17 protein-coding genes are annotated in these 19,222 nt (G+C 63.8%); 16 read left to right on the forward strand and 1 reads right to left on the reverse strand.

Translation table 11 applies throughout. The features are described from left to right. Positions 1-14 precede the first annotated feature (14 nt). Entirely contained in the window at positions 15-2,765 is a 2,751-nt protein-coding gene (locus A7317_RS19160; RefSeq protein ID WP_069076598.1) for a beta-glucosidase, read from the reverse strand. A 507-nt stretch (positions 2,766-3,272) separates the two neighbouring features. On the opposite strand from A7317_RS19160, the gene A7317_RS19165 reads away from it, so the two are divergent. The 16 genes from A7317_RS19165 (at position 3,273) to A7317_RS19240 (ending at position 19,210) form a co-directional block, all read left to right on the forward strand. Beyond that, a complete protein-coding gene (locus A7317_RS19165; RefSeq protein ID WP_041160973.1) occupies positions 3,273-3,497 on the forward strand; it encodes a hypothetical protein in 225 nt (74 codons plus the stop codon). Between the two features lie 156 nt (positions 3,498-3,653). Beyond that, positions 3,654-5,384, forward strand: coding sequence for a type II secretion system ATPase GspE (gene gspE / locus A7317_RS19170; RefSeq protein WP_024076414.1), 1,731 nt, complete (start codon positions 3,654-3,656; stop codon positions 5,382-5,384). Beyond that, on the forward strand, positions 5,381-6,583 hold the full coding sequence (gene gspF / locus A7317_RS19175; protein WP_069076599.1) for a type II secretion system inner membrane protein GspF: 1,203 nt from the start codon (positions 5,381-5,383) through the stop codon (positions 6,581-6,583). Before gspE ends, gspF begins: the two co-directional genes overlap by 4 nt. A gap of 20 nt (positions 6,584-6,603) precedes the next feature. Further along, the gene (gspG, locus tag A7317_RS19180) at positions 6,604-7,029 is read left to right on the forward strand and encodes a type II secretion system major pseudopilin GspG (RefSeq protein ID WP_069076600.1); all 426 of its coding nucleotides are present in this window, start codon (positions 6,604-6,606) and stop codon (positions 7,027-7,029) included. Between the two features lie 9 nt (positions 7,030-7,038). Then, positions 7,039-7,470: a type II secretion system protein gene (locus tag A7317_RS19185; protein ID WP_069076601.1), complete on the forward strand. Its 432-nt coding sequence runs from the start codon at positions 7,039-7,041 to the stop codon at positions 7,468-7,470. Then, on the forward strand, positions 7,467-7,835 hold the full coding sequence (locus A7317_RS19190; protein WP_069076602.1) for a type II secretion system protein: 369 nt from the start codon (positions 7,467-7,469) through the stop codon (positions 7,833-7,835). Before A7317_RS19185 ends, A7317_RS19190 begins: the two co-directional genes overlap by 4 nt. Continuing rightward, positions 7,832-8,461, forward strand: coding sequence for a prepilin-type N-terminal cleavage/methylation domain-containing protein (locus tag A7317_RS19195; RefSeq protein WP_069076603.1), 630 nt, complete (start codon positions 7,832-7,834; stop codon positions 8,459-8,461). The genes A7317_RS19190 and A7317_RS19195 overlap by 4 nt, the downstream gene beginning before the upstream one ends. Further along, positions 8,458-9,183 (forward strand): general secretion pathway protein GspK, encoded by a 726-nt coding sequence (locus A7317_RS19200; protein WP_069076604.1) that lies wholly within the window; start codon positions 8,458-8,460, stop codon positions 9,181-9,183. The genes A7317_RS19195 and A7317_RS19200 overlap by 4 nt, the downstream gene beginning before the upstream one ends. Continuing rightward, positions 9,180-10,223 carry a PilN domain-containing protein gene (locus A7317_RS19205; protein WP_069076605.1) on the forward strand — a complete coding sequence of 348 codons (1,044 nt, stop codon included), beginning with the start codon at positions 9,180-9,182 and terminating at the stop codon, positions 10,221-10,223. The genes A7317_RS19200 and A7317_RS19205 overlap by 4 nt, the downstream gene beginning before the upstream one ends. Then, the gene (gene gspM, locus A7317_RS19210; RefSeq protein WP_024076406.1) at positions 10,198-10,809 is read left to right on the forward strand and encodes a type II secretion system protein GspM; all 612 of its coding nucleotides are present in this window, start codon (positions 10,198-10,200) and stop codon (positions 10,807-10,809) included. The genes A7317_RS19205 and gspM overlap by 26 nt, the downstream gene beginning before the upstream one ends. Next, positions 10,806-11,330 (forward strand): general secretion pathway protein GspN, encoded by a 525-nt coding sequence (locus A7317_RS19215; RefSeq protein WP_069076606.1) that lies wholly within the window; start codon positions 10,806-10,808, stop codon positions 11,328-11,330. Before gspM ends, A7317_RS19215 begins: the two co-directional genes overlap by 4 nt. After that, a complete protein-coding gene (gene gspD / locus A7317_RS19220) occupies positions 11,327-13,549 on the forward strand; it encodes a type II secretion system secretin GspD (protein WP_069076607.1) in 2,223 nt (740 codons plus the stop codon). Before A7317_RS19215 ends, gspD begins: the two co-directional genes overlap by 4 nt. Positions 13,550-14,126: 577 nt before the next feature. Then, positions 14,127-16,520, forward strand: coding sequence for a TonB-dependent receptor plug domain-containing protein (locus tag A7317_RS19225; protein ID WP_069076608.1), 2,394 nt, complete (start codon positions 14,127-14,129; stop codon positions 16,518-16,520). A gap of 16 nt (positions 16,521-16,536) precedes the next feature. After that, positions 16,537-17,502 carry an amino acid ABC transporter permease gene (locus A7317_RS19230; protein WP_069076609.1) on the forward strand — a complete coding sequence of 322 codons (966 nt, stop codon included), beginning with the start codon at positions 16,537-16,539 and terminating at the stop codon, positions 17,500-17,502. After that, positions 17,495-18,268, forward strand: coding sequence for an amino acid ABC transporter ATP-binding protein (locus tag A7317_RS19235; protein ID WP_069076610.1), 774 nt, complete (start codon positions 17,495-17,497; stop codon positions 18,266-18,268). Before A7317_RS19230 ends, A7317_RS19235 begins: the two co-directional genes overlap by 8 nt. 18 nt (positions 18,269-18,286) lie before the next feature. Continuing rightward, positions 18,287-19,210 (forward strand): ABC transporter substrate-binding protein, encoded by a 924-nt coding sequence (locus A7317_RS19240; protein ID WP_024076400.1) that lies wholly within the window; start codon positions 18,287-18,289, stop codon positions 19,208-19,210. The last annotated feature ends 12 nt before the right edge of the window (positions 19,211-19,222 follow it).

A 19,222-nucleotide genomic window follows, 5' to 3' on the forward strand; every position in this document is an offset into this window, starting at 1 on the left:
CCCTCCCACAGAGGTCAGTTACCGGTGGCACTGCCCTGGCTGCTGTCATCGCTCATGTCATAGCCATCACCGTCGCTGGTGCCGCTATCACCTTCATTTTGATGCAGCACACCGCCGGTCTTCACCGTCGATTCACGCAGCGTCGAGTTGAGCGCCGAGCGCGGCAGTGGGTTGCTGGTGGTGGTCGACAGGTCCTGGCGGAACGGGTTGACCAGCTTGGCGTTCAGGCGAATGTCCTGGGACGACGCGCCCACCGACAGGTTGAAGCTGTCGGCATCCACGACCCATTGCTTGCTCGCCACGTCGTAGTAGGCCAGCGAGCGATCGTTGAGCTCGATGGTCACGCGCTTGCTCTCGCCCGGCTTCAAGAACACTTTCTTGTAGCCCTTGAGTTCCTTGATCGCGCGTTCGACTTTCGGGTTGTTCTGGCCCACGTACAACTCGGCCACTTCGGCGCCCGCGACCTTGCCGGTGTTGGCCAGGTCGAACGACACCTTGATCGGCGCACCGGCCACCGCCACCCCAGGGGTCACGCTGATGTTGCTGTAGCCGAAGGTGGTGTACGACAAGCCGTAGCCGAACGGGTAGAGCGGCTTGATGCCCTTTTTCTCGTAGCCGCGATAGCCCAGGAACAGGTCGTCCTTGTAGCTCATCTCGGCCAGGGTTTCCTGGTTGTCGAACTTGGGGAAGGTCGCGTAGATCGGGTTGTCTTCGATGTTGCGCTCGATGCTGATCGGCAGCTTGGCCGACGGGTTGACCTTGCCCAGCAGGATCTCCGCCAACGCCTGGCCGCCGTTCTGCCCAGGGTAGAACGCATGCAGCGCGGCCGGTACCTGGTCGATCCAGTCGCTCATCTTCAAGCCGGTACCGCCGTGCAGGGTGACCACGGTATTCGGGTTGACCTTGGCGATGCTCTGGATCAGCAGGTTCTGGTACTCGGGCAGGTCGAAACTGTGGTCGAAGCCTTCGCCTTCGTATTCATTGCTGTTACCGGCCGCGACCAATACCGCGTCGTACTGGGCCAGGTCCTGCGGTGCCACCAGCGAGGCCCAGCTCATCTGCACGCCCACCAGGCCGCCCATGGTCGACAGGTAGCCGTTGCGGCGTGAATATTCCAGCTTGATGTCGACCGGTTTGCCGGCTTCCAGGTTGACCTTGGCAAACACCGGAATGGTCGGCGGAATACTGTTGTTCGGCAGCGGTTTGCCGTCGCCGTTGTCGAGGACTTTCTGGCCGTTGACGTAGAGGCGCACGGCGCCGTCGGCACGCACCTTGAACACCTGCTCGCCGCTGACCGTCGGGGTGATCTGGCCGCTGTAGCGAATCGAGGTGGCGGCGGTATCGCCGTTCACTGGGAGGCTGTCGGTGGACCAGTCCAGGTCGACATGGGCGTCGGTGCGGCTGGCGGCCGGGTCGCCGGACCAGTTGGTGTTGCTGAAGAACTCGGTCTTCAAGCCTTTGACGCGGTTGCCATGGCTGTCGGTATGGGTCCAGGTCGAGGTGGCGGGGTCCAGGGACAGCCCGTCGATGAACTCGACCTTGGCGCCCGGCGCCAGTTGCTGCAAGCCGCTCAGCTCACTGATGTAGTTGGCGGCCATGACGTTGGCGCTGCCAAAACCGGTAGGTGGCGCGTACTTGGCCAGGGTGCCGACCACGGCGATGCGCTTGACCTTTTTGGCGTCCAGCGGCAGCAGGCTGTGCTGGTTTTTCAGCAGCACGATGCCTTCGCGGGCAGCGTTCAGGGCCACGCGGTTGCTGGTGGCGCTGTTCATGTTGTGGCTGGTCAGCGGCGCCTTGCTGTCGAACTTGTACAGGTAGATCTGCTTGAGGATGCGGCGCACCTTGTCATCGATGGTCGCGCTGCTCAGCTCGCCGCTGTCCAGGTACGGCTTGAGGATGGTGCTGTTCATCTGGTAGCCCATCATGTCCAGGTCGGTACCCGCCTGTGCCGCCGGCAAGCCCTTGACCACTGCGTTGTAGTCGCTCTGCACGAACCCCGGGTAGCCCCATTCGGTCTTGAGGATGTCACGCATCAGGTGCTTGTTCTGGCAGGCGAACTCGCCGTTCACCTGCTGGAAGGCGCACATCATCATCGCGACCTTGCTGTTCTTCGAGGCGGACTCGAACGGCGGCAGGGTCATCTCGCGCAGCACGCGCTCGCTGATGATTTCATTGAGGTGGAAGCGGTTGCTTTCCTGGTCGTTGGCGGCGAAATGCTTGGCGTTGGCCCACACACCACGCGACTGAATGCCGTTGATCACCGCCGGCCCCAGGCTGGCGCCCAGGAACGGATCTTCACCGGACAAGTACTCGAACGCCCGGCCGCTGTACGGCATGCGGTAGAGGTTCACGCCTGGGCCGGTGACGAACTGATAGCCGCCACTGGCGGTGTCATAGCCCAGGGCACGGCCCAGGTCGATGGCGCGACGTGGGTTCCAGCTGGCGGCCAGGTTCGGCCCCGACGGGTAGACCACGCCCTGCGCGTTGCCTTCGCTGGTGTAGCGCACGCCCACGCCGCCATCGGCGCCGTGAATCTGCGGGATGCCGTACTGGGTCAGTGGCTTGACGTCCCAGCCTCCGGTGCCGCCGATGTAGGCGAGTTTTTCTTCCATCGTCATCTTCGCCAGGGTCTTGTCCGCGGCTTTTTCCGCGCGGCTTACCCGGCCTTCATCCAGGGCGGGGCTGGTGGCTGCATGCACCTGGGACACGGCCAGTGCCAGCAGGGCGAATGCCGACTGTGCACCGATCATTTTGCGTTTATTCATGGGACTCTCCGACAACAGTTCAGTAAACATGGCGCGCCGAGAAGTGCGTATTGCACTGCACCTCGTCACTTTTTTCTGGGCAAAAGTTGCCCGTGATCGCAATTTTTAACCGATGGCTAATTGCAACTATTTGGCGAAATTCGCAGTTTTATAAGTTTAATAATTGTATTGGTTATTGTTGTGGGTAGTGTCTAAGCGATATCACGGGATGGCATTTTGAACCGCGAAAACGGCATAATTAAGGCAATTCTTGCGCTTGTAAGTCAAACGAAAGCTAATTTTTGCGTGAAATAAGAAATAATTTCTTACGTTCTGGAACTAAGACTAAACCTACCAGTCGATTGGTTTAACAAAAAACATCCTGGCATGGCTAACTAGTGGCATTGCTCGATGGTTCTAAAGTGCCATGTTTACACAAGCTGTCATACACAACGCTTTGGTGTAGGGTCTTGATCGAGTTCAAGGCGCCACTTGGGCTATTTGCTGTTTTTGATCTGGAGAAAGTTGATGAAGATTTCCCTGTTGGGTGCCGGTGTTGTATTGGGCGTTGCGCTAAGTGGTGCGGTGATGGCGGCTGATGCCACCGACGCGGATGCCAAGTCAGGCGCCGCCGATTCCACCGTGCTGACCCAGAGCCACGATGCCAAGGCGGCCAAGAAGCAGAAGACCGAAACCACCAAAGGCGGGCGGCCGCTGAACAGCAGCCAGGCCGCGCCGAAGACCTCGAACTAATCGGGGAAACGCGGTCCCCTGTGGGAGGGGGCTTGCCCCCGATAACGGTGTATCAGCCGGCGCATACGGCAGCTGGCCCACCGCTATCGGGGGCAAGCCCCCTCCCACAAGGGTTTCCCAACGCCCTTTAGAACATCGCCCTTCAGATAGTCACCCATGCCCAGTTCCTCAACGCCCATCGATGCCTGCCAACTGCACATCCCGCACACCGAACAGGTCTGCGCGTGGCTGATGCAACACGCTGGGTTGAAAACCGTTGACCTGGAGCGCGCCCGGCGCCTGTCCCAGGAGGGCGGCGATGCCGAGTTGCTCGGCCTGCTCACACGTTTAGGGCTGGTCTCGGAAGTGGAACTGGCCCGTGCCTGGGCGGACCTGCTCGGCGCACCGCTGCTGCTGGCCGATGCGGCGCCGCCGCTGCTTGATCCGTTGCCGGTATTGACCGAACGCTTCATGCACCACTACCAGGTGGTGCCCGTGGGCTGGAGCCAGGGCGGCCTGCGGGTACTGGCGGCCAACCCGTCGCTGGTCTACCCGTTCCAGGCCATCGCCTATGCCTGCGGCGTACCCGTGTGGCTGGCCGTGGGCCCGCGCAACGAAGTCGAAACCCTGATCGAGCGCTACTACGGCCAGGGCCGTTCGGCCATGGGCACCCTGATCGAAAACCTCGACGAGCAGGGCAGTGCCCTGGAAGACATCGAACACCTCAAGGACATGGCCTCCGAAGCGCCGGTGATTCGCCTGGTCAACCTGATCCTGCAGCGCGCGGTGGAACATCGTGCCTCGGATATTCATATCGAACCCTTCGAAAACCAGCTCAAGGTGCGCTACCGCATCGACGGCGTGCTGCACGAAGCCGAAGCCCCGCCGTCCAGTTCTTCGGCGGCGGTGATTTCGCGGGTGAAGATCATGGCGCGCCTGGACATCGCCGAGCGGCGCCTGCCCCAGGACGGGCGCATCATGCTGCGCATCCAGGGCAAGGAGCTGGACTTGCGGGTGTCCACGGTGCCCACCAGTTTTGGCGAATCGGTGGTCATGCGTTTGCTCGACCGCCAGACCGTGCAATTCGATTTCCAGAGCCTGGGCTTTGATGGCCAGCGCCTGGAAACCTTCCTCGAAGTGCTCGAGCGGCCCCACGGCATCCTGCTGGTCACCGGGCCCACCGGCTCGGGCAAGACCACCACCCTGTACACCGCGCTGTCGCGGCTCAATACCGCCGAGCGCAAGATCATCACCGTCGAAGACCCGGTGGAATACCAGCTTGAAGGCATCAACCAGATCCAGGTCAAGCCGGCCATCGGCCTGGACTTCGCCGGTGCGCTGCGCTCCATCGTGCGCCAGGACCCGGACGTGATCATGATCGGCGAAATCCGCGACCTGGAAACCTGCCGCATCGCCATCCAGTCGTCCCTCACCGGCCACCTGGTGCTATCGACCCTGCACACCAACAGCGCGGCCGCGAGTATCACGCGCTTGCTCGACATGGGCGTCGAAAGCTACCTGATTGCCTCGACCGTCAACGGCATCCTCGCCCAGCGCCTGGTGCGACGCCTGGACCCGGCCACCCGCGAAGCCTTCGAAGCCCCTGCGGAATTGATCGCCGAGCACGGCCTGGATCGGTTTACCGAGCAGCGCCCGATCCTGCTCTATCGCCCCCGCGCCGATGCGCCGGGCGGTGGCTACCACGGCCGCAGTGCGATCACCGAACTGCTGGTGATGAACGACGAACTGCGCAGCCTGCTGATGCGCCAGGCCGACGCCGCCACCCTCGAACAGGCCGCCCGCCGTGGCGGCCTGCGCACCTTGCATGAAGAAGGCCTGCGCCAGGCCGTGGCGGGTGTCACCTCCCTTGAAGAAGTGCTGCGCGTCACCCGTGGAGAGGGCGCATGAGCCTGTTCAAATACCGTGCCCTCGACGGCCAGGGCCAGGCGCAAAACGGCACCCTCGAAGCCAAGGACCAGGACGCCGCCGTCGCCGCGCTGCACAAGCGTGGCTTGTTGCTGTTGCAGATCGAGGTGGCGGGCGCCCAGGGCCTGCGCAAGGCCTTCGGCCGGGGTCAGTTGAACGGCGCGGCGCTGGTCAGTTTCACGCAACAGTTGGCCACCCTATTGGGCGCCGGTCAGCCGCTGGAGCGTTCCCTGGGCATCCTGCTCAAGCAGCCCGGCCAGCCGCAGACCCGCGCGTTGATCGAGCGCATCCGCGAACAGGTCAAGGCCGGCCAGCCGTTATCCAAGGCGCTGGAGGCGGAGGGCAGTCAATTCTCGCCGCTGTACTTGAGTATGGTCCGTGCCGGTGAGGCGGGCGGCGCCCTCGAAGACACCCTGCGCCAGCTCAGCGATTACCTGGAACGCAGCCAGTTACTCAGGGGCGAAGTGATCAACGCGTTGATCTACCCGGCCTTTCTGGTGGTCGGCGTGCTCGGTTCGCTGGCCTTGCTGCTGGCCTACGTGGTGCCACAGTTCGTGCCGATCTTCAAGGACCTGGGCGTGCCGATTCCGCTGATCACCGAGGTGATCCTGGGCCTTGGCCAATTCCTCGGGGCCTACGGCCTGGTGGTGCTGGCCGGGTTGATTGTCGGCGCATGGGCGCTGGCCGCACGTCTACGCGACCCCCAGCGCCGCGAACGCTATGACCGCCGCGTGCTGGGCATCCGCATCATCGGCCCGCTGCTGCAACGGGTCGAAGCCGCCCGCTTGGCCCGCACCCTCGGCACGCTGCTCAGCAACGGTGTGGCGCTGCTGCAAGCGCTGGTGATTGCCCGCCAGGTCTGCACCAACCGCGCCCTGCAAGCCCAGGTCGCCCAGGCCGCCGAGTCGGTCAAAGGCGGCGGCACCCTGGCCAGCGCTTTCGGCAGCGAGCCGCTGTTGCCCGATCTGGCGTTGCAAATGATTGAAGTCGGCGAACAGGCCGGCGAACTCGACAGCATGCTGCTCAAGGTCGCCGAGGTGTTCGACGTCGAAGCCAAACGCGGCATCGACCGCCTGCTCGCCGCGCTGGTGCCGTCCCTGACCGTGGTCATGGCGGTGCTGGTGGCGGTGATCATGCTGGCGATCATGCTGCCGCTGATGAGCCTGACCAGCAATATATGAACCCTTAAGGAAACACGCTGATGCGCCATACCCGATTCAAGTCCGCCCGCCGCCAGGGCGGTTTTACCTTGCTGGAAATGCTCGCGGTGATCGTGCTGCTGGGCATCGTCGCGACCATCGTGGTCCGCCAGGTCGGCGGCAACGTGGACAAGGGCAAGTACGGCGCGGGCAAGGCCCAACTGGCCAGCTTGAGCATGAAGATCGAAAGCTACGGCCTGGACGTTGGCTCGCCACCCAAGACCCTGCAGCAACTGGTCGACAAGCCGGGCAACAGCGCCGGTTGGGCCGGGCCGTACGCCAAGCCGTCAGACCTCAAGGACCCGTTCGGTCATGCCTTCGGCTACCGCTTCCCGGGTGAGCACGGTGCGTTCGACCTGATTTTCTACGGCCAGGACGGCCAGCCCGGCGGCGAAGGCTACAGCGCCGACCTGGGCAACTGGGAATAACCCACGACCATGGCCAACGCCCAACGCGGCTTTACCCTGCTGGAAATGCTGGTGGTGATCGTCTTGATCAGCATCGCGGCCGGTTTGGTCGGGTTTGGCCTGCAACAAGGCCTGCGCGCCGCCAAAGAACGCCAGGCCGTCGGGCAGGTGGTCGAGGCATTGCGCAGCACGCGGGCGCGGGCGATTGTCAGCGGCACCACCGAAAGCACCGTGTTCGATTTGCGCAACCTCAGCGTGCAGGCGCCGGGCCGTCCGAAAAAGTATTGGCCGGCCGGGCTGCAAGTGACCCTGCACACCGCCGAGCAAGCCGGCGCGGCAGTGGATTTCTATCCCGATGGCAGTTCCACGGGGGGCCATGTGTTGCTGGCCAACGGCAGTCGGCGTTGGCGCATCGACATCGGCTGGCTGACCGGCAGCGTGCAGTCCAAGGCGCTGCCATGAAGCGCCAGGCGGGTTTTACCTTGCTGGAAATGCTCGCCGCGCTGACGCTGATGGCGATCTGTAGCACGGTGCTGCTGGTCGCCTTCGGCCAGAGCGCGCGCTCGTTGTTGCAGGTGTCCCACAGCGACCGCCTGACTCATGCGGCCTTGAGTGTGATGGATCAGGAAGGCACCGGGCCTTTGGCCAGCGGCATACGCCAGGGCGAGTTGGACGGTATCGCCTGGCAACTGCGCATCGCCCAACAGCCCAGCCGCGTTGGCCAGGCGCATCTGTTTCGCCTGGATCTCACCGTCAGCGAAGGCCCGCGCCGTGCCAGTTTCAGCACCTTGAAACTGCGCGCTGCCGGCCTCGGTGCTGGCTTGTGAAGGCGCGTCAGCAGGGCTTCACCTTGCTTGAGATCATGATCGTTCTCAGCCTGCTCGGGGTGTTGCTGACCCTGGTCGGCGGCGCCTTGCTGGGCGCCAATCGCGCCGTGCTCAAGGCCCAGCGCTACACGGTCAGCCTGGATGAAATGCGCGCCGCGCAACAGTTTTTACGCACCGCCATCAGCGAGGCGTTGCCGTTGGATGTGACCGAGGACGACAGCCAGACCGATGGCTTTTTTGCCGGTGGCCCCCAGCGCATGCAATTTGTCGCGACCTTGCCGGGTGTGCTCGGTGGCGGGATTCAGCGCTTCACCTTGCAGTTGGTGGGGCCTGAATCGCAGCGCGACTTGCAGGTGGCGTTCGCACGGTTTGAGTCCGCGGCGCAAGTCAGCGTCCCGGCCTCGCGCAGTGAGCCGCAAGTGTTGTTGAAGGATGTCGAGGATCTGCAATTCAGCTATCGCGGCGTGTCGCCCAAGGGCCAGGCCACCGGCTGGATCAGTACGTGGCCGTGGACCAAGCGCCTGCCTTACGCGGTGCGGATTGACGCGCGGGTGAATGGGCCGGTGCCATGGGTGACCCAGGTGGTTGCCTTGCGCCTGAACCTGTCCGGCGGGGCGCCCGAATGATCAAGCATCAACGCGGTGTGGCCCTGCTGCTGGTGCTGTGGTTGCTGGCCTTGCTCAGCCTGTTGTTGGGCGGCCTGGCCGGCTGGGTGCAATTGGAAACGCGCCAGGCCGCCTGGCACCGTCAACACACCCAGGCGGTGCTGGCCGCCGAGGCCGGGGTGGCGCTGGCGATGCAGGCCGTCGCGGACCCGTTGCAGCGCAAGCAGTGGATTGCCGACGGGCGTGAAATCGCGCTGGTGTTCGACGATGCGCAGCTGCGCGTCAGCCTGCACAGCGAGCGCGGCAAGTTGTATTTGAACAGCGCCGAAGTGGGCGATTTCGCCCGCCTGGCCCTGGCCTGCGGTGCGACCCAGGCCCAGGCCAAGCAGCTTGCCAGGGCCTTGGAAGTACGCCGCAACCAGGGCCTGGCGCCGTTTCGGGTGGTGGAAGAAGTGCGCCAGCTGCCGGGCATGACCCAGGCGCTGTACAGCGAACTGGTGCCCGAGATCAGCCTGTGGAGTGGCCTGGACCGGCCTGATCCGGCATTCGCCAGTGCCGTGATGCGCCGCGCGCTGAACCTGCCGCACCCGAGTGCGGTGGGTGCCGATCCCGGCGACGTGCTGGTGGTCAGCAGTCGCGCACAACGCCCCGGCGGTTACCACGCCCAGGTGCAAGCCACCGTGTTATTGAGCCCCGCGCAAGGCAGCGCACAACCTTATCGAGTCCTACGTTGGCAAGAATGAACGAACAGCTAACCGCGCGGCTTCAGGCGCTGGCACAGCCCATCACCCAGCGCTGGCGCGGCAGCCTGCTGCAACTGGGCTGGCGCCTGTGGCTCAAGGAGCTGCGTGGCTGCCTGCCGGCGTGGTTGTCGTTCGCCGATATCCCCGAGCGTGTCTACGCCTGGCCGTTGACCGCGGCGGTCGAAAAGCGCCCTGGCGAAGCGCGTCAGGTGCTGGTGCTGCCGCCGGAAACAGTGCTGGTGCAAACCCTGCAATTGCCTCCGGCGGCGGCGCGCAACCTGTCGACGGTGGTCGGCTATGAACTGGACCGCTTCACGCCGTTCGACGCCGCCCAGTTGTACTTTGTCGCGCGCCAGGAACGCCGCACCCCCAGCCACCTGCATGTCACGCTGGTAGCGATCCTGCGTGAGCGCCTCGACCAGATCCTTATCGACTGCAGCGCCCTCGGCTTGCAGCCCCATGCCGTGGATGTCGCCGATAGCGCAGGCAACCCCATGGGCATCGACTTGCTGCCGGCGCCATTGCGCCCGCGCCAGCGCCCCCAGGGCAAGGGCCTGCAACGCAGCCTGCCGTGGTTGTGCGGCGCCTTGGTGATTGCGGCGATGCTGCTGTGGCTCAACGACCGCCAGCGCGTGCTCGATGCCATGCAGCACAGTGTGCGCGAGAAGAGAGCCCAGGTCGCCGAGATCCAGGCCCTGCGCCAGCAACTGCTCAATACCCGTGGCGCCGCCCAGTACCTGATTCGCCGCAAGGCCGCTCAACCGCCGTTGGCGGCGCTGCTCAACGAGTTGACCGCGTGCCTGCCGTCGGACACCTGGCTCGACCAGTTGGAAGTCAACGACGGCGCCGATGTGTCCTTCTCCGGGCAAAGCGCCAAGGCCAGTGCGCTGATCACCCGGATCAAGGCCTGCCACAGCCTGGAAAACGCCCAGTTCGAAGGGGTGATTCAACCCGATGCGCAAACCGGCAAGGATCAGTTTTCCTTGCGCGCCCACCTGCACCAGGAGGCCGCCGATGCGCCGACCACTGACACCCCGTGAACGCCGTGGCGCGGCCCTGATCGCCCTGGCCCTGGTGCTCGGCGCCGGTTACTGGCTGTTGATCGACAGCTGGTTCGCCGGCCCCCTGCGCAGCATGGGCGAGCAGGCCGAGCAGTTGCGTGAACAGCAGCAACGCTACGCCGGTGTGTTGCGCCAGGGCGACAGCCTGCGCCAACAGCTGGAGCAAGCGCGGCAGGACCCGGCCAGCAGCACCAGCCTGTTGCCCGGCGACGACCCCAGTGCGGTGGCGGCGGACCTGATGCAGCGCATCGCCGACCTGATCAACAGCCGCGCCGGCCTCGGTGGCGGTTGCAGCCTGACCCAGCGCATGCCCATCACCCCGGAGCAGGACGACGCCGAGCCCTATCGCCAGGTCAAGGTCAGCCTGACCCTCAACTGCGCCATCGAGCCGTTGACCGCGATCCTGCATGAACTGGAGTACCAGCGGCCATTTCTGTTTGTCGACGAGATGAGCATCCGCCGCCCGCCGAACGCGCCGGCCAGCGGCGGCGCCGGACAATTGGTGGTGCACCTGTTGGTGCGCGGTTACCTGCAACCGGCCGCCGCCCGGCAGGTGCAGCGATGATCAATGCATTGCGTCCCCTGGAATGGCTGTTGCTCGGCGTGGCCGGGCTGCTGGGCCTGCTGATGGTCGGCATCCTCAGCAGCATCGGCGATGCGCCGCAGTGGTTGCCGGCGCCGGCCCCCGACGCGCGCGCCAATACCGCCGCCAAGGTACTGGTGGCACCGAGCGCGACCCTCGAAAGCCTGGCCGGCACCTGGCAAGCACCGCTGTTCAGCCCCGACCGCAGCCCTGACCGTGCGGTGGGCCAGGCGGCCGTCTCCAGCCTGTCGAGCCTGGTGCTGACCGGTATCGTCCTCGACGGCGACCTGCGCGTGGCGCTGCTCAAGCGTGTCGATGGCCCACCGCTCAAGGTCCACCAGGGCCAGACCCTGCCCAATGGCTGGCGCCTGGAACACCTCACGCCCCGCGATGCGCGCTTTGTACTCGACGGTCGCACGCAAACCCTGAGCCTGCGTGCCCTGCGTTTGCCGCCGCCGTCCACCACCGCCCCGATTACCCTTCCTCACGAGTCCACCCCTTGATCGATACCTTCCCTGGCGCCTTGCGCACCACCGTGTTCTGCCTGGCCACCGCCGTTTCCCTCGGTGGCTGCGGCACATTCCCTGAGCATCTCGACCCGGACGAGGCCCTGTTGCATGAGGCGATGCAGGGCACCGGTTCGCAGCGCCCGCCCGTGGACCCGGCCAGCGAACAGGCCCCGGTCGACAGCGGCCAACCCCAGGCGAAAACCCCGCCCCAGCGCCAGTTGATACGTGGCAACCAGCAGTTCGTGCGCCAACCGGCCGCGGTCTCGGTCGCCAAGGAGGAGGGCAGCGGCGACATCGTCTTCAACTTCGCTGACCAGCCGATCGAAGCCGTGATCAACAGCGTGATGGGCGACCTGCTGCACGAGAACTACAGCATCGCCCAGGGTGTGAAGGGCAATGTCAGCTTTTCCACCTCCAAGCCGGTGAACAAGCAGCAGGCCTTGTCGATTCTGGAGACCCTGCTGTCGTGGACCGACAACGCGATGATCAAGCAGGGCAACCGCTATGTGATCCTGCCGGCCAACCAGGCGGTAGCGGGCAAGCTGGTGCCGGAGATGCGCGTGTCACAACCCTCCAGCGGCCTGTCGGCGCGCCTGTTTCCGCTGCGCTATATCTCGGCCACCGAGATGCAGAAACTGCTCAAGCCGTTCGCTCGCGAGAACGCCTTCCTGCTGGTGGACCCGGCGCGCAATGTGCTGAGCCTGGCCGGCACTCCCGAGGAACTGGCCAACTACCAGGACACCATCGACACCTTCGACGTGGATTGGCTCAAGGGCATGTCGGTGGGCGTGTTCGGCCTGCAACGCGCGTCGGTGGCCGAGCTGATGCCCGAGCTGCAAAAAATGTTCGGCCCCGACAGCGGCATGCCCCTGGCGGGCATGGTGCGCTTTTTGCCCATCGAGCGGACCAACTCGGTGGTGGCGATCTCATCGCAGCCGCAGTACCTCAGCGAAGTCGGCGACTGGATTCACACCATCGACGAGGGCGGCGGCAACGAGCCGCAGATGTATGTCTACGACGTGCGCAACATGAAGGCCACCGACCTGGCCAAGTACCTGCGGCAGATCTACGGCACGGGCGCGATCAAGGACGACACGCCGGCCAAGGTCGCCCCTGGTTTGCGCACCGCGACCTTGTCCTCGGCGGGCACCAACAGCACCTCCGGCAGCACGCCGGGTGGCCTGAGCAACAACCTCAATAGCAACCAGCCGCCTGCGGAGGATGACGAGCAGGCACCCGAAGCCGAGCAGGACAACGCCGAGCAGGGCGCGAGCGAAGACGCCCCGGCCAAAAGCCTCGACGCCGGCACCCGCATCACCGCGCAAAAAAGCAGTAACCAACTGCTGGTGCGCACGCGCCCGGTGCAGTGGAAAGAGATCGAATCGGCGATCAAGCGCCTCGACAACCCTCCGCTGCAAGTGCAGATCGAAACGCGCATCCTCGAGGTCAAGCTCACGGGTGAACTGGACCTTGGCGTGCAGTGGTACCTCGGTCGCCTGGCGGGCAATTCCACCAGCACCACCGTGGGCAACGCCGCCGGCAGCCAAGGCGCCTTGGGCGGCGGCGGGGCAGGGTTGGGGGCGACGGATTCGTTGTTCTATTCCTTCGTCAGCTCCAACCTGCAAGTGGCCCTGCACGCCCTCGAAACCAACGGCCGCACCCAGGTGCTGTCGGCGCCGTCGCTGGTGGTGATGAACAACCAGCCGGCGCAGATCCAGGTGGGCGACAACATCCCGATCAGCCAGACCACGGTCAACACCGGCACCTCCGACACCACGTTGAGCAGTGTTGAATATGTGCAGACTGGGGTGATCCTCGACGTCGTGCCACGGATTAATCCGGGTGGTTTGGTGTACATGGATATTCAGCAGCAGGTCAGCGATGCCCAGGACCAGCAGGCGTCCAGCAACGACACCCAGGCCAACCCGCGTATCTCCACACGCTCGGTATCGACCCAGGTCGCGGTGCAGAGTGGGCAAACGGTGTTGCTGGGCGGTTTGATCAAGCAGGACAACGCGGAGAGCGTCAGTGCGGTGCCTTACCTTGGGAAGATTCCGGGGTTGCGCTGGTTGTTTGGCAATACCAGCAAGTCCAAGGACCGCACGGAGTTGATTGTGCTGATTACGCCCAGGGTGATTACCAGCAGCAGCCAGGCGCGGCAGGTGACGGATGATTATCGCCAGCAGATGCAGTTGTTAAAGCCGGCTAACTGAAATGTGGGAGGGGGCTTGCCGTAATGCCAGTCAGTTAAGGCTTTTTGTAGGAGCGAGCTTGCTCGCGAAAAACTCACAGGCGCCACGTTCATTCAGGAGGCACGCGTTATCGTTGACGTTTTTCGCGAGCAAGCTCGCTCCTACAGGAGGCGATGTACGCGAGCCCCCTCCCACAGTTTGATATCCCGATATCAGATAGATCTGGGCCTGAGATAAAGACCAACCTCAAAAAGACATTATTTATATGAATAAAAAAACTAAAAAATAATAAAATTAGAGAATATTAGCTTATACCAAAACAGCATTATATTTTCAAAACCCATTCCGTTATGTTTGATCGCAACAGCCTACCCCTGACCTCGGATGGTACCCAGCGTGATTCAGATTCTGCGCGCCATAACCGGGTGATAGCCCCGCGGCAGAATCGTTGGAAGGGAGCTCAACGTATGTTGCCGATTCAAACCCCTCGACTGCCCCACACCTAGTCCCCAATCGCCGCAACACCCCTGAAAAAATCGAGCACCGCGCCCGCCCGCGTGACTGCCCGACTTCGCGATTTGGAATGTCTGGAGTGGCTATGAAGCAAGTCTTACAACCGACCGTCTTACTGGCGCTGGCCGTGCTGGCCGCAGCGGCACAGGCCCAGGACGACAGCACCCTGTCCACCGTGGTGGTCACCGGTAACCGTGGCGCCGAGCAGCGCACGGTCACCAGCAGCCCGGTGCCGATCGATGTGGTCAGCGCCAAGCAATTGCAGAACACCGGCAAGCCCGGCTTGATGGAAGCGCTGAGCGCGGTGATCCCGTCGCTGACCCTGCCGGAAAAAACCGGCTGGGACGCCAGCGGTATGGCCCGTGCCCCGAACCTGCGTGGCCTGAGCGCCGCCGAGGTGCTGGTGCTGGTCAACGGCAAGCGCCGCCACACCAGCGCGACCCTGAACATCAACGGGATCAACACCGGCGCCGCGCCGGCAGACCTGGACCTGATCCCCATCAGCGCCATCGACCATGTGGAAGTGCTGCGCGATGGCGCCGCCGCCCAGTACGGCTCCGATGCAATCGCCGGGGTGATCAACGTGATCCTCAAGGCTGATACCAGCGGCACCTCGGTGACCAACGCCGGCCTGGGTTACGACGGCAAGAAACAGACCGTGCAGCAAAGCCTCAACAAGGGGTTTGAAATCGGCAACGGCGGCATCGTGCAACTGGCCCTGGACGCGCGCAGCCAGAATGATGACAACAAGGCCAGCGCCAACGGCTACACCTATGAGCAAGCCTATGGCCTGGCCGGCAAGTCGACCTACGGCGGCTACGGCACGCCCAAGACCAACCTGCTGACCCTGGGCTACAACGCCGAGCTGCCGATCGATGACCGCTTGAGCCTGTACTCCTTCACTACCTACTCGCGGCGCAAGGCCGAGCAGGGCCAGAACTTCCGCCTGCCGACCATCACCAACACCATCACCACCGGACCCAATGGCTACCCGTCCGGCTACACGCCGACCTGGTACATCGACGAGGACGACTTCCAGGCCGCATTCGGCGGCAAAGGTAGCGTGGGCGCGTGGGACTGGGATTTGTCCACCACCTATGGGCGCAACGAGGCGGAGCAGGGCACCACCCATAACCAGAACCCCTCCTTAGGCGAGGCCACGCCGAACAGCTTCACCTCCGGCACGTGGATTTCCACCGAGCTGACCACCAACCTCGACTTCAAGCGCGGCTTCGATATCGGCCTGCAAAAGCCGCTGGACCTGTCCTATGGCTTTGAGCATCGACGTGACACCTATGAGGTGCAGGCCGGAGACTACGCGTCCTACGCCAATGGCGGCTACTGTGTGGCGCCGGGCAACTGCGCCTCGTCCGGGGCCCAGGTCACCAACGGCATTTCACCAGACGAAGAAAGCAGCGCCTCGCGCAACAGCCTGGCCAGTTACGTTGACGTGGGCTTCAACCCGCTGCCCGACTGGTATATCGGCACCGCCTTTCGCTACGAGCATTACAACGAAGGCGTGGGCGCCACCCGCAGCGGCAAGTTGACCACGCGTTATGACTTCACCCCACAATTTGCCGTGCGCGCCACGGTCAGCAATGGCTTTCGCGCACCGTCCCTGGCCAACAGCTTGTTCAGTGCGCGCTCGACCACCTATGGCGTGGTCGACGGCGTGTACCAGTCGATCAACTACGGTGTCCTGCCAGTCGGTTCGGCCGCCGCCAAGGCCCTGGGCGCAGAGGACTTGAAGCCCGAGCGCTCCACCAACTTCAGCCTCGGCTTTACCCTGACCCCCACCGATCGCCTGAGCTTCACCGCCGACGCCTACGTGATCAACCTGCGCGATCGCATCACCCTCACCGGCACCTTGCTGGGCCCGGAAGTCACCCAGGTATTGCAGAACAACGGCATCAACTCCACCTCCGGCGGCCAGTACTTCATCAACGGCGCCGATACCCGCACCAAGGGCCTGGACCTGGTCAGCAGCTACAACCAGGACCTTGGCCCATACGGCTCGCTGAAGTGGACGGCGGCGTTCAACTGGAACCAGACCAAGATCCTCAACTACAAGGAGTCCACCAACATCCTGGGCACCTCCTATGACTTGATGGATCGCCAGGCGCGCAACCTGATCACCGGAGTGCAGCCCAACACCAAGTTGATCCTCGGCGGCGACTGGAGCATCGATCGCTTCAACCTCAACCTGGCCCTGACCCGCTACGGCACCTACAAGGAAGTCAATTCATCGGCCAACCGCGACCTGGACCGCGTCTACAGCGCCAAGTGGATCACTGACCTGGACCTTGGCTACCACCTCACCAAGGACCTGAACATCGCCGTCGGCGCCAAGAACCTGTTCGACCTCTATCCCAAGAAACAAGGCGTGCCCAGCAGCACCATGCTTGCCAGCTACGGCACCTATTCGCCCTACGGTTTTACCGGCGGGTATTACTACACCCGCTTGACCTATGCCTTCTAAGGCCGAGGAGTCACACATGCCCATCGTCGCCAAATCCTATGACCTGATTGACTCGCCCAGCACGGTGCGCCAGGCCCGTGTGTCCACACCGATCAAAGCCCTGCAGGTGGTGCCCGCGCGCCATCCCTGGCGCTGGGCCGGGTCGATCTTTGCCGCGCTGGTGCTGATCGCCATCGTGCATTCCCTGGCCACCAACCCGCGCTGGGAGTGGGGCGTGTTCGGCCAGTGGTTCTTCTCGCCGTCGGTGTTGCGCGGCCTTGGCCAGACGTTGTTGCTGACGCTGCTGAGCACGCTGTTCAGCGTCATCCTCGGCACCGCGCTGGCGTTGGCGCGGCTGTCGGGCTCGCCACTGCTGGCGGCCCTGGCCTGGGGCTATATCTGGTTTTTTCGCTCGATGCCGGCGCTGCTGGTGTTGATCATCCTCTACAACTTCGCCTACCTGTACGACCACATCGTGCTCGGCGTACCGTTCACCGGCGTGGTGTTCGCCGAGTGGTCGACAGTCGACGTGCTCAGCCAATTCACCGTGGCCGTGCTGGGCTTGAGCCTGATGCAGGCGGCGTACGCGGCGGAGATCATCCGCGGTGGCCTGATCGGTGTAGATGCCGGCCAGCATGAAGCGGCAGCGGCCCTCGGTTTGCCTGCGTCGCGGCGTATCTTCCGGATCATCCTGCCCCAGGCGCTGCGTTCGATCCTGCCGTCGGGGTTCAACGAAATCATCGGCCTGGTCAAAGGCACCTCCATCGTCTACGTGCTGGCTTTGCCGGAGCTGTTCTACACCGTGCAGGTCATCTACAACCGCACCCAGGCGGTGATCCCGCTGCTGATCGTCGCCACCGTCTGGTACCTGATCATCACCACCGTGCTCACCAGCGCGCAGTACTACGTCGAGCGGTATTTCGCCCGTGGCACTGCGCGTGTACTGCCGCCGACCCCGCTGCAGCGCATCCGTCGCTGGCTCAAGGAGAAATCCCATGAGTGACGCCCGCGCCGGCCGTATCCAGATCCAGGGCGTGGGCAAGCGCTTTGGCAATCAACAGGTGTTGAAAGACATCGACCTGACCATCGATCCAGGCAAGGTCACGGTGATTCTCGGGCCATCCGGCTCGGGCAAGTCCACCTTGCTGCGCACCATCAACCACCTGGAAAAGATCGACAGCGGGCACATCACCATCGACGGTGAATACGTCGGCTATCGACGCAAGGGCGACCTGCTTTACGAACTCAAGGAGCGCGAGATTCTCAAGCGCCGCATCGACGTGGGTTTCGTGTTCCAGAACTTCAACCTGTTCCCGCACTTGACCGCCTGGGAGAACGTCGCCGAGGCGCCGCTGGCGCACAAGCGCTGGAGCAAGGCCGACGCCCAGGCCAAGGCCACGGCGCTGCTGGCCAAGGTCGGCCTGGCGGACAAGGTCGATGCCTACCCCCGCCAGCTTTCCGGCGGCCAGCAACAGCGCGTGGCGATTGCCCGTGCGCTGGCGCTGGACCCCAAGGTGCTGCTGTTCGATGAGCCCACTTCAGCCCTCGACCCGGAACTGGTGGGCGAAGTACTCGACGTGATCAAGGGCCTCACCCGATTGGGCGTGACCCTGGTGATCGTCACCCACGAAATGGGCTTTGCCCGCGAAGTGGCCGACCACGTGGTGTTCCTCTGCGACGGCGAGTTGATCGAAGAGGGCCCGCCCGAACAGATTTTCCGTCAACCCCGACATCCCCGCACCGCGGCCTTTCTCGGCAAGGTGCTTTAGTTCACGGAGTGACTGCCCATGTTTATCAATACTGCCCGCGTGGCCCTGCTGGCGCTGGCCGTCAGCACCGCGCAACACGCATTTGCCGTGCAACAGGTCGACCTCAGCCCCGACCGCCCGCGCATCCATGCGCCGCGCAATGAAGCGGCCATCGCGCAGATCCCGCCGGGCTTCAAGTTCGCCCAGCCGGGCAAGTTCACCGTGGCCGTGTCCGGCGTGGCCGGGCCGCCCCTGGCGCTGTTGGCCAGCGATGACAAGACCACCATCGGCAGCGAAGCCGACACCGCGCAACTGGTGGCCGACAGCCTCGGCCTGCAACTCAATGTGGTGCAGACCAGTTGGGAAGACTGGCCCCTGGGCGTCAGCTCGGGCAAGTACGACGCGGTGATCAGCAACGTCACCGTGACCGAGGCGCGCAAGAAGCGCTTTGACTTCGCCACGTATCGCCAGGATGTGCTCGGGTTTTATGTGAAGAGCACCAGCAAGATCAGCGAGATCAAACAGGCGGCCGATATCGCCGGGCTGAAGATCATCGTGGGTTCCGGCACCAACCAGGAAAAGGTCCTGCTGGCCTGGAACGAGGCCAATGAAAAGGCTGGCCTCAAGCCCGCGCTGTTGCAGTACTTCGACGACCAGGCCGCCGCGCAACTGGCGGTGCAATCCGGGCGCAGCGATGCGTTGTTCGGGCCTAACTCGGTGTACGCCTATTCGGCGGCGATCACCGGCGGCATCAAGCGCGTCGGCACGGTGAACGGTGGCTGGCCGTTGCAGGCGGACATTGCCGTGACCACCCGCAAGGACAACGGCCTGGTCAAGCCAATCCACACGGCCCTGGAAGGCGCGATTGCCGGCGGCCAATACGAACAGGTGCTGCAACGCTGGGGCCTGGACGTGGAGCGGGTCGACAAGTCGCTGATCAACCCACCGGGCTTGCCGGATTAAGGAGTATCGACC

This window comes from Pseudomonas fluorescens (genome assembly GCF_001708445.1).
GTDB lineage: Bacteria > Pseudomonadota > Gammaproteobacteria > Pseudomonadales > Pseudomonadaceae > Aquipseudomonas > Aquipseudomonas gorinensis.